This is a genomic window from Spirillospora sp. NPDC048819, from assembly GCF_040650055.1.
Lineage (GTDB): Bacteria > Actinomycetota > Actinomycetes > Streptosporangiales > Streptosporangiaceae > Spirillospora.
On sequence record NZ_JBEZGN010000019.1, the window covers coordinates 155,491 to 167,098 of the forward strand.

Annotated in this window: 8 protein-coding genes; 3 read left to right on the plus strand and 5 right to left on the minus strand. The window is 64.1% G+C overall.

The window, feature by feature from the left end:
* Nucleotides 1-352 precede the first annotated feature (352 nt).
* Genes AB0C35_RS24795 through AB0C35_RS24805 form a run of 3 tightly spaced genes read left to right on the plus strand, consistent with a single transcriptional unit; the run spans nucleotide 353 to nucleotide 4,519 of the window.
* A complete protein-coding gene (locus AB0C35_RS24795) occupies nucleotides 353-1,663 on the plus strand; it encodes a hypothetical protein (RefSeq protein ID WP_358459978.1) in 1,311 nt (436 codons plus the stop codon).
* The gene (locus tag AB0C35_RS24800; RefSeq protein WP_358459980.1) at nucleotides 1,647-2,792 is read left to right on the plus strand and encodes a hypothetical protein; all 1,146 of its coding nucleotides are present in this window, start codon (nucleotides 1,647-1,649) and stop codon (nucleotides 2,790-2,792) included. Before AB0C35_RS24795 ends, AB0C35_RS24800 begins: the two co-directional genes overlap by 17 nt.
* Nucleotides 2,789-4,519, plus strand: a complete 1,731-nt coding sequence (locus AB0C35_RS24805; RefSeq protein ID WP_358459983.1) for an Hsp70 family protein — start codon at nucleotides 2,789-2,791, stop codon at nucleotides 4,517-4,519. Before AB0C35_RS24800 ends, AB0C35_RS24805 begins: the two co-directional genes overlap by 4 nt.
* A gap of 125 nt (nucleotides 4,520-4,644) precedes the next feature.
* On the opposite strand, the gene hisS is transcribed toward AB0C35_RS24805, so the two are convergent.
* The 5 genes from hisS to AB0C35_RS24830 form a co-directional block, all read right to left on the minus strand.
* A complete protein-coding gene (gene hisS / locus AB0C35_RS24810) occupies nucleotides 4,645-5,961 on the minus strand; it encodes a histidine--tRNA ligase (protein WP_358459986.1) in 1,317 nt (438 codons plus the stop codon).
* Between the two features lie 131 nt (nucleotides 5,962-6,092).
* Nucleotides 6,093-6,554, minus strand: a complete 462-nt coding sequence (locus AB0C35_RS24815; protein WP_358459989.1) for an NUDIX domain-containing protein — start codon at nucleotides 6,552-6,554, stop codon at nucleotides 6,093-6,095.
* Between the two features lie 623 nt (nucleotides 6,555-7,177).
* Nucleotides 7,178-8,488: a hypothetical protein gene (locus AB0C35_RS24820; RefSeq protein ID WP_358459992.1), complete on the minus strand. Its 1,311-nt coding sequence runs from the start codon at nucleotides 8,486-8,488 to the stop codon at nucleotides 7,178-7,180.
* A gap of 301 nt (nucleotides 8,489-8,789) precedes the next feature.
* Nucleotides 8,790-9,326 carry a hypothetical protein gene (locus tag AB0C35_RS24825; RefSeq protein ID WP_358459994.1) on the minus strand — a complete coding sequence of 179 codons (537 nt, stop codon included), beginning with the start codon at nucleotides 9,324-9,326 and terminating at the stop codon, nucleotides 8,790-8,792.
* 123 nt (nucleotides 9,327-9,449) lie between these two features.
* Nucleotides 9,450-10,793, minus strand: a complete 1,344-nt coding sequence (locus AB0C35_RS24830; protein ID WP_358459997.1) for a tyrosine-type recombinase/integrase — start codon at nucleotides 10,791-10,793, stop codon at nucleotides 9,450-9,452.
* Nucleotides 10,794-11,608: the final 815 nt, after the last annotated feature.

Below are 11,608 nucleotides of genomic sequence, written 5' to 3' on the forward strand. Positions count from 1 at the left end.
GATCGAGCAACGGAAGCACCGACAGCCAGCAGCCAACGCTCCTGCAGAAAGCCGCGAGACAGGGCGTCCGGCGAACGGCGTGGCGACTACGCCGAGCCCTCAGCGGCCCCCACCAGGGTTTAACTCACAACGGCAGTGGCAGCAGGCTCTCGACGCCGCCTCTGTGGTGGCGCAGACCGTACGTGAGGCTGGGCATTCTGCAGCACAACTTGATCTAGCGATGGCTTCGATGTCAGCGACAGAGCTGGCGGCAGCCGTGGTCCGCGCAGTCCTCCCGCTTCCACCGGTCTCGGCCGTCTCGCTTCTATGGCAAGGCCATCAGGCCGGGCTCTCGGTGCTTCCCATGCACCAGATGGCACGCGCCCAGGCACTGCTCGACCGATCGCCCGGCATGGTCACCAGTCAGGAAGGTCCCGAAGCAGACCCCAACGTGGAGACGGCGTGGCAGCTGTACGCAGACTATGAGCGCAGCAGGTATGTCCAGATCCCCATAGAACGGCAACATCAGCTATTCGAGTACCTTCCCCTACCAGTCGTGGACGACCTCATCGACGCCGGGCGAGTCAGTGCTAAGGCCATCCCTGAAGGCGGGGAACACCGCCTCTACCTGCTGGCTCGGCTTGCCCCCCGGCGGATAAAGGGGGAAGAGTTGCTAACACTCGATTGGCGTGAGGAGCTGGTTCGTCGCGAATTCAGCGCCCGGCTCGCCCGCGGCGATGTCGAGATGCTGCAGGATATAGACGCGCTGAGGGGTGGTCAGCGCCAGCTGGCCATCGCGTTGCAGAACGTACGCCGCACCGGCAAGCTCCCGAGGGAGCTCACAGATCAGAGGTGGTTGTGGCCAGCGCTGGAACGGCTCGCGCCCAACGCTGCGGTCAGCCTGCGTGAGCATAAGCCATATGTGCGGTGGCTGCTGGTACGCCGGATCCTTCAAGGCATTCGGGTAGCCCACCTGGCGCGACTACACGGAGACGAACGGAAGTACCAGGTCATGCTCCGGACTGCCTGGGACAACGCCACGTCGCTGGAGGATTCCCGGGCCCCAGTAGGTTGGGAGGCCAGGAATGCCCTTGCCTACCTCAAGGTGATCCGCGCGGGACGCGAACCGAAGTACGATGACGCCTTGGATGTTCTCACCCCGGCGCCAGGGCAGGCGCTGAGCGAGGACAAGCTTCCACAGGAGGCACAACTGCGCCTCGCAACAAACCGAGAGATTCTGCACACCCTGAAGGACCAGCATCAAAGTGCTCCCGTACTCAACCCTTATGCCGCTCTCGGTGTACCAGACGGCTTTGCAGGTTGGAAGGATCGCTGGCGAGAATTGCGTAGGTCTCTCGACGCAGACGGGGAAGCCAAAGTCAATGAAGCCAAAGACGCGATCCAAGGATGGGAACGCGGACGAGCTCCCGTGGCACCCTTCGCCCTGCCCTTGATGCCGGATAAGTGGGCAAATCCGCGCACCAATGGCCGCAACACTGGCGGCGATTGGACGCCTATGCATCGCAGGACCCCGCCACCTGCCCCCCATGAACAGGAGTTTGCTCGCAGTCGCGCGGCACAGGGCATCGTCTTGGCGGCCTGCGGATACGTTGGTTTGGTTTCGGAAACGCGAGCAACAGAAGCTAATTTCCAGAGGATGATCAGCGATGGACAAGAATCGTAAGGGAGCCGCCAAATCTCCCAAGAAGAGCGCCAGCGTCAAGCAAGTTGACAAGGACAAAGGTCATCGACGCAATCATCGGAAGCGATCGGCCAAGGAGCCAAAGAAGCAGGAGGCCGTCCAGAGGAGGAAATCCCAGCCACGCCGCGGGGGAACCAAGGGCAACAAAGCAACGGATGTTACCTCCCCACAGATTGTGGTCACCGTCGGACATGGCCATCCGAGGGTAGAACCGGAAGCCTACGATGCAGCCGCGCTGTTGAAGTCTGTGCTCGCTGCTGTCGAGCCAAAGATTGACGAGAGGCTTGCGGCGTTGACCGAGGCCGCCGTCCCTAACACGAGCGATCCCGAGGCCGACACCGAGACAGCTCGCGCAGTGCAGGCCGTCGGTCGGCAGATCACCGAAGCAGTGCGCGCTGGAATCGTGGAGGGCATGCGCGTACGGGAACGACACCTGGCGCAACTGGCTGTGATCGACCGCGCCGCCGCACAAGCGAACAGTCTCTCCAGCCTGCAAGCTCGAATCTCGGCTGAGATGGAGCACGCCGGACTGCGCCGAATTTCGGACCTAGCTGATCTGTCCCCCTTCAATCTGGCGGTTGCCCCCGGTTCGTCTCCTGCGCTGACCGACAGCCCAGAGGACTACGAGCTGGTCACCCCCGCCTATGTCGAAGCCGACTCCGGCCGGATAGTGGAACGCGGGTGGATCAAGGTAGCTGAGGCCTCGCTCCTACCCGCTGGCAAAGCTCACGGCCGACTGTCGCGGGAACACGGCACCAAGCGGCATGGAAAGGACAGCGGAACGACGGCTGAAAACGAAGAGGCGAAGGGGGTCAGCCGGCAATCCGCTGTTGCTACACATGCTGGCGAGGGGCAAGGGCGGCCTGGAGGGCACCGGACTACAAGCAGCGATGGGGTTTCGCCCCTGGGAGACGGCCTAGCAGAGGAGGAACCGTCGCCACCAGGGGAGCCTTCCGCCGGGAAGGATAGCGAAGCTATCCCCGTTCATCCTGGCACGAAGGCAGCTTCGGCGAATCCGACGGCTTCTGGCTCCGTTCCAGTAGCGCGCATTCTTCCTCAGAAACTCAGCACCGCGAAGGCTGACGACCCGCAGCCTCGGAGGAGACCTTGACCTACGGAATCGACTTCGGCACTAGCAACTCGGTCGTCGCCCTATACAACGACGCCGGTACGGAGGTACTGCCGGTCGGCAGCGAGAGCGTGCCGGCCCAGTGGTACCAGCCCGAGTTCGAAGCGCTGTTCCCATCCGTCCTCTCGGTCCGAGACCTGCAGCGCACGTTGTGCTTCGGCTGGGCAGCCAAGACGACGCGAGGCGAGCCCGTCGATGCCGTCAAACGGCTACTGGGCACCCGGGCCGCGACGGGTACTGACCTGGACGAGTCGGGAACTCCGCACTTGGGCGAGGAACACGTATGGATCGCCGACCAGCCCTTCCGCAGCACCGCTGTGGCAGCATCCTTGTTCGCGCAGATGAAGTCCGCCGGCGAACGTAATCTCCTCGAGCTTTCAGAAGCCGTCGTCACCGTCCCGGCACACGCGACGGGTGGTGCCCGTTACCGGACACGCGCTGCGGCCAGACTGGCGGGCATCAAGGTCAAGGCCCTGCTCAACGAGCCGACCGCGGCGGCCATCTCCTACGTCAACGACGTCGACATCCCCGGAAACTTGCTGGTGTTCGACTGGGGCGGCGGCACCATTGACGTCACCATCCTCGAGTACGACGGCAAGTACTTCGAGGAACAGACCTCCCGTGGTGTCTCTGCGCTCGGTGGCCTGGAATTTGACGAGACCCTGGCCCGTGTCATCCTGAGAAAGTTGGGGCAGGTCCCTGAGCGTCTGACCCGCCAAGAACGCCAGCGGTGGCGCCGCAATGTCGAACTTACGAAGATTGCGCTGTCCCGCCGTGAGGTGAAGGAGATCCCCTTCGACATCCCCGAGTTGGGAACCACGGTCACTATCTCTCGCGATGAGTATCTGACAGCAGTCACCCCGCTCATTCATCACGCCATGGAGCCCCTCCAGCAGGCTCTAGACGACCTACGCTACGGCCCTGACGACATCGACTCCGTCCTGATGATCGGCGGCACATCACAGATACCCGAAGCCCGCGAGGCCGTCGGCCAACTTCTAGGTGAGGACCGCATCGTCGATCCAGGGCTGTGCCATCCGATGACGGCGGTGGCCCGGGGCGCAGCCATCTACTCAGCGGCCCTGGACGATCCCGATAAGTACGAACAGTTCACTCTCGTCAGCAGCCACGCCCTCGGAACGGCCTTCGCCGCGGGAGCCCGTAAGGGCTTCAAACCGATCATCAAGCGCAACAGCACGTTGATCGCGAAAGGTGAGGAACGCTTCATTCCTGCGAAGCCTGGTGCATCCTCACTCAACGTGGAAATCATCGAAGGAGAAGAAGGGTACCCAGCCGACAGCGACCGCGCCTTTCCACTCTCGCGGCTTGAGGTCAGGCTTCCCAAGCCCGAGCGCATTCCGGACGACAACGCGGTTCTCATTCACTTTCGCTACGACATCAGCGGAATTTTGCACGTCAGAGTCACCCATGAACGCACTGGTCAAGTGTTGAGAGAGAATGAGATCGACTCCTTCGGCAAGGACGGAACTCCTCTCCAACAGGGCTTGGATAGCGAACTCGAGCGCCTCCTCAGTTACATCGAGACCCCGTTCCCTAACACTTCTCAGTCCGAGCCGACCCCCCGCGCTGAGAAAACGGAGACTACTGGACCCGTCGAGCAGCCGAGCGCGAAAACCGTTTCTCCACCCACTGCAGGAAGCTTGGATGGTGCACTCACAGTCAATGGGGTACCGCAGACACGACTTTAGGATCCGGCCTCGAACCTACAATCGTTACGGCAGCAAACCGGCGAAGTTTCAGCCGGAAGACCGGAATCTTGATGACCAGGGTGGTGGCTGATACACCGCCGAACAGGTGGTCGCCCTACAGCCACCTACCGTGGGCATCTCTTGGCGAGATGCTCGGCAATCCCGTCGGCTGGGATATGGGCCTGCTCCCCGGAATCCATGTCTCGGACCGTGATCATCCCCGCTTCGTGGTCGGACGCCCCGTAGATCAGCGCGAAGCGGGCCCTGCGGTCGGCAGCCCACTTCAGCTGCTTGGCCAGTTTGCGACTGGCGGCCAGATACACCTCGGTCCGCAGACCCGCATCCCGCAGCCGCGCGGCGAAACCCATGACTTCGGACGCGGTGTCTTCGGCGATCACTGTGACGGCAACATCAATTCTGTGCGCGTCACCGTGGTCGTCGCTGAGCAGGCCGATAATCCGTTCGACCCCCAGGGAGCCGCCGCAGGCCGGCACGTCCGGGGCGCCGAGCGCGGCGATCAACCTGTCGTAACGTCCGCCGCTGGCTATCGAACCCCGCATGCCCTCGGCGGCCACCTCGAAGATCACACCGGTGTAGTAGTCCAGGCCCCTGACCAGGCTCGGCGTGAACGCGATCCGGTCTTCGCCCACCTTCGGCGACGCCAACTCCAGCAGCCAGCCGATCTCCTCCAGGCCCGCGCGTCCGGCCTCGCTGTCCTTCAAGGCGGTCTGCATCCGCTCCACCGCATCGGCGGCCGTCAGGTCACCGACCAGGACCTCGGCGATGCCGGGGGCCAGCGACCGGGCGTCCACCAGCTCGGCCGCGACCTTTTCCGGCGACAGCTTGTCGAGCTTGTCCAGGGTGATGAGCACGCCGCCGCCGAGGTCGACGGGAACGCCGTAACCCTCCAGCAGGCCAGAGAGCGCTTGGCGCGAGTTCACCAGCACCCGGTAGTCACGTAGACCGACCGCATCCAGCGCATCGGTCAGCGCGCACACCACCTCGGCGTCCGCGAGCGGGGATGCTGACCCGACCACGTCCACGTCGCATTGCGCGAACTCGCGGAACCGGCCCTTCCCAGGACGGTCGGCACGCCACACCGGACCCATCGCGTATCGCTTGTAAGGCGTCGGAAGCTGTGACCCATAGCCGGCGACAACCCGCGCAAGCGGGACGGTCATGTCGTATCGCAGGGCCAGGTCGGCTTCGCCGGTGGCCTCGTGCTCTCCGCGCCGGAGGATCTTGAAGATCAGCTTGTCGCCCTCGTCACCGTACTTGCCGGTCAGGGTCTCCAGCCGCTCGAACGCCGGCGTCTGCAAAGGCTCGAACCCGTACCGCTCGAACACCCCGCGGATCTGCGCGAAGACATGCTCACGAGTGCGCAGCGCACCGGCGAGGAAGTCCCGGGTGCCCGAGGGCGGCTCGAACTGCTGTGACGCCATGAGAACTCCAGATCAACGCGACGGCTCATCGCGGTAGATGGGTCAGAGAACCCGGCCGCATCCGGACGCCGAGCGCTCCAAAGACCAAACTCTCCGATCGTATCGACGGCTTCCTCACTGCGCTGCCGAGGTCAGAAGGCAGCCCATGTTCGGATTGCTTTAGCGGTCTCGTCAGTGACGTCGGAGTGGGTCAGGGCAGCGGGGTGGAGCCATCGGTAGGCGGTGTGTTCGGTGCTCAGGACGATGGACCGACCGTGATGGGCAAGCCCGAAAGTGTATTGGCGGGCTTTGCGACCAGATCCGGAGATGTAGTCAAAATGGGCGACAAAGCCCGGATCGAGAGTGAGTGGTCCGGTCCAGCCGATTTCTTCGGCGAGTTCGCGTTCCAGTGCGCTGAGAAGGTTTTCACCTGGCTCGACGCCGCCGGAGGGGAGTTCCTCGATGCCGGCCATGAACGCGTCCTCGGCCGAGCGGCGCAGGATGAGCACTTGGCCATCGGCATGGACAATGGCGCCGACCACGAGTTTGGTTATTCCGTCGCGGTCGGCGTCCGTGTGCAACTGCTGGATGTCGAGGCCCGATGCAGTGGTCACGATGGCAGGATAGTCCGGCAGGGCGGCGAGGCGAGGGAGTTGAGGACTCGGTCGAGCATGTTGATTCGGTATCGATGTAGGAGCGTCCGTGCGGTCCGGCTTCGGCGAGAACCTTATCCGTAGGTAGGTGGCGGCCAGGCCTTCGCTGACGGTGCGGTTCACATCGGATACGGGACGTCTTGTAGATGTGACCAGTGGCGTGGATGCGGCGAAGACGCGGCAGGCGTGCAACGACCGCATTGTGTCGCAGGTGCTGATCTCGCCGTATTCCCACTGCCGGAGAGTGCAGCGGAGATCATCGCGAGAGAACCCGGCGGTCTGCGAGTCGACGTGGACACCGAAGGTGTAGAAGGTGGCGGTCCGATCGGAGCCGGTCGGGATGAGCACGCCAACCTTGGGCTGGTTGATGCTGCACCGCCATCTGGTCCGCGATTACGAGCGTGATCCGGCGATGTCGGAGGCGTTGATCCACTGGGCCGCCATCGCCCGGATGGCCCGCCAGGTCACCCCAGGCCGGCCTGCCTGGCGCCCCGGCCGCCGTCCCTTGAAACCTCCGGTAGCCGAAACGACCACCTCACAAACACGTTCTCGCACGACGCACCAACTGCGGGTGAGCACTCAACCTACGCGGGCAGCGCAGGGAACACGACCACCGAGCCGTCCTTGTCGCGGGCGATCTCGATCGCCACGTCCCTCGCGCGGCCGTCGAATGTGACGCCGTCGCCCAACTTGCGAATCCTGTGCGCCTCGCGCATCAGGCGCTCGACTTCACCGGTCGTGAAGACGGGCCGCAAACCGGACGAGCGCGCCAGTTCCAACACCGACAGGCGCACGAGGACACTGGCGATGCCCGACTCCAGGTTGTCGAGGCGCTGCTGGTGGTCCTCGAGGTTGCGGATGAAGTTCTTGAACGGGTTTCCGGGGTCGCTCTGCGCATGCTCGACGGCTTGGAGGACGATGACCCGCCGCTCCAGCGCGATCGCCAGCGCGGCGAGTTCGAGGTGGGCGCGGAACATGCCGCCACGGTCGTCGGCGAGGCCGGGGAACGACTTGGTCAGCGTGCCGATCTCGACGGGCGCGCCGTCGGCCAGCGTGTCGAGCGCGCTTCGCCACTTGGCAAGACGCCGCTCGGCAGCGACCAACGCTGTGCTGATGGCGTACGACGCCGAGTCCAGTCCCAGCGAGACACCGAGCTTGCCCTGGTCAAGCAGGATAGCGGTGGCTTTGTCAATGGCGTCGCGGCAGCCGTCGAGCTGGTTGCGCTCGTCCTCGAGCCTGTCTTCGTGCAGTTGCTCCAGCAGTACTGTGATGTGCTCGATGGCCTGCTGGCGTTTGTAGTCGGCGTGCGCGCTAACCCCCACCGCTACGGCCATGAGTACGAGCGGCGCGGCCACGGTGAGCGCCGCGCTACCCCCGACCGCGACGCCGGCTGTGGTACCGGCTCCACCGGCCGCGCCCGCTGCTGCCACTTTGCCGACTGGCACGAACGTCGCGCCGCCGACGATGCCCGTTGAGTTCACGAGTGGACCGCGGACTCCACCGGCCACCGTCTTCGACGCCATCGGGCGAACGATGCCCTGCCCGAACTGGGCGGCGAACTTCGCCGGGACCACCATGCGATACAAGCCCTCGCCGGAGGAGGTCGCCGTGGCCGCCGCGGAGGAACGCTGTGCTGATTGCGTGATGAGCTGCGACAACTGCTGCGCCAAGGGACTCGCTGCATCTAACGGGAGACCCGGGCTGCGGTCGAGCTTCTCGGGCAGCGGATGCACCTCGAGTGTGGCGATTGGCTCGTCGGCCAGCACTGCCAGCACGCTGCGAAGTTCAGCCAGGCGCTCAGCCGTCATCGACTCGTCCCCGGTCAGAGAGGGCACCTGAACGTCACCAGTCGCCAGCGTCCACACCGGAACGATTGCCGTGCGGTCGTCAGTCATCGTCTCCCCTTGTCCTCCACCGAGAGCCTAATACCTGTTCCGCCTGCTTTCAGTCGAGCAACCTATCCAGGTCGATGGCTGGCGCAGACAGGTCAGGCGGCAACCTTGGGACGGTGAACAACCTCTGGCCTCAGGCGTTCGTTGGACTTGCTGCAATCAGCGGAGAATCACCTAGGCTACGAGGTTCGTAAGCCATGCCCACAAAATAAAAGAAGCCCAGACAAGGGCGAGCTTCCTCGAAAACTCGCGACGGTCCTATAGAGGCGATGTCTTCTGCTGTTGGCGGACCTCGTTGGGGCTTTCACGGCACACCCAATGGCGGAGCGGTGTGGATCGTGCGTAGCCACTCCTCCACAGCGGAGTAGTCGTGGGTTAGGCCGCTGTTTGGGTTGACTCGGTGCAAGAGGGCTGGGCCAGGGTAGTTTGCGGATACCCAGACACGATCGCTGTTGGTGATCTCGTCATCGAGCCAGACGAAGGGGCGCCCCTCCGGCCTCGGCGACGAGGGTCCGGGTCTTCCACTGCTGTCGCGTACGTCCGGCTCTTCGGTCGCAGGTGCGTCTGGCCAGGCCACGATCGCCAACTGAGGCAGCCCGAGGCGTGGCGCGATGCAGTCGTTCACGTCGTCCATCCAGCTGGTGGCCCAGATCAGCTCGCAGTCGAGCGCCGAGAGCCGTTTTCCATGCTCGGGATTGATTCGGGCCACAAGCGGATTCTCTTCGGCATGGCGTGAGGAGCGCGCCTGGTAGGCCGGATACTCCCCGGGCGCGGCTCCGAAGGGGATGAGAGGGCCGTCGACATCGACGAAGAGGAGCGGACGCTGCTTGGATCCGGTCACGGCCGCACGATAGCTGCAGAGTTGCAGACTGAGTGGATCGTTCAGGCTCACGCGAGCTCGCGGTCAGGACTTCCGAAGCGAGAAGGGCCGGGGTGTCCGGCCCTTCTCGTCGACCTCTTTCGTCTAACGGGCGGTTGAGCGGTTGCGCGTCCTGGCGAGGGCTTCGAGGGCTGTTTCGTCGGCGTCGGGGAGGGTGTGTAGGTAGCGCTCGGTTGTGGCGATGGAAGCGTGGCCTAGGCGTTCTTTGACTACCTGGAGGTCGGCGCCGCCGTTGAGGAGCCAGGAGGCGTGGGCGTGGCGTAGGTCGCGCATGGTGGGTTTGAAGTTGAGACCGGCAGCGGCCAGGGCGGGGTACCAGATCTTGCGGCGGAACCAGTCGTTCGGGATGTGGCCGTCGGTCTCGCGGACGCGGCGAGGGCGAGGGTTGTCCTTGCCGTTCGCGCGGCGGGCGGCTCGGTAGAGGGTGAAGGCGCCTCGGCAGTAGTCGCAGCGGCAGCGGCCGGCGGTGTACCCACTGAGGGTGCCGTGGTTGTAGGTGCGGCCCTTCTCGTTCGGTTCGGTGCGGCCGAGTGTCTCCGGGTCTGGGATCTCGGTGATGCGGGCCCGGGGCTTGTCCTGGGGCGGCATCTGGAAGAGGAGGTCGTCCTGGGTCAGGTTGGCGGCCTGGATGTGGTCTTCGAGCTTCTCGATGATCTGTGTGCTGAGCTTGAAGCGGCGGAACTCCTTGTCCTTCGGGTAGTCCTTGACGAGGAAGTGGCGGCCTTCCGGGTGAAACTTCGGGTTCAGCTCGACGACGGTGCGGCTGACCGTGAGGATGCGGGTTCTGAGGTTGACGTCCTTCACGCGCAACTCGCTGAGTTCGCCCCAGCGGAGGCCGCTCTCGATCTCGGTTTCGGCGAGGAGGCGGAAGGTGCCTTCGGGGAGGGCGTTGTAGACGTCGTCGAACTGCTCCGGCGTGATGATCTCGAGGGGCTTGCGGACGACCGGGGGCGTGCGGACGCCGCGGCAGGGGTGGATGAAGGTGACCTGGTCGTCCATCGCCGTGGTGAAGATGGCGCTGAGGACGATCTTGTTGTAGCGGATGTTCACGGGCTTCATGCCCTGGTTCTTGAGGGCCGTGATCCATGCGCGGACGTGCTCGGGGAGGATGTCGATCATCCGCATCGAGCCAAACGTCGGCATGATGTTCCTGTAGATCGCGTAGGTGTAGCTCTCACGGGTGGTGGCCTCGACCTGGTGGTTCGGGAGCCAGACCTGCTCGACGTAATCCTTGAACCGCTGCTTTCCGCGGCCCGGGTCGCCGGTTCGTCCTCTTGAGACCTCCACCTCGGCTCGTTGCCATGCCTTGTCGGCTTCCCTTTTGTTGGAGTATGTCCCGGCTGACCGCAGGCGACCCTTGATGTCGACATAGCAGGCCGTGTAGCGGTACTTTCCGTTGTTGCCTTTGCGCTTCTTCGCGTATCCCACGAGGCGATCTCCCATGATCATCCGTCCGTGATTTGTCCGTGGACGGTGACGAACCGGCCATCCTTGTCCGTGAGCGATTGACACCGGAACCCGCCGTCCACCTGGGATTTTAACGCGAATCAGCTTTACCTGCATGACCCCCGAATGGCCATGTTTTGGCGTTCGGGACGAAGAGGTCGTGGGTTCAAATTCCGCGACCCCGATAAATAACGCCGTGCTGGAGGCCAATTCTTGTTAGGAGACCGGCCTCAATTTTAGTGCGACATTCGTCCGCGAACGCTGCCTCACTGGTGGCGATGGGCGGACGGTGTCCGTGAGTGAGAGACAACCGACTCGTCTGCCAGCGTTCAAACACGAACCCCGTTCACGCGCGCCGCCCACACGCTCATGACACCGAGCCACCCAGGACGGCCGGACCTCGTAACCGACCCGACATGGCCAGCTCACCAGGGCTGCGGACGAGTCCCTCGACAGGCATGACTCTCCCGAGTTCGTCGATCAGGGGGCCGCCATGAGCCCGCGGCCCCGGTCTGCTCGTACGGTTTGCCCGCCTCGCCCACGGCTGGACACAACGCGGCCTGGCCAACCGCCTCCATGCCCCCGCTCCACCATCTCCGGCCTGGAGACAAGCGTCCAAACTCTGGGAGACAAGATCGGCTACGTACGTCAGCGCGCTAGAGTCTGGCTGTTCCTCCAGTTCTGGTGCCCGCACCTGTACCCCAGGGCTGATGCGTTCTCATATTGCGAGACCGAGTAGCTGAAGGGCGTGGTCAGGGCGGTCGCGGTAGTGGTCGCAGGCTGCGGCGTGGTTGGTC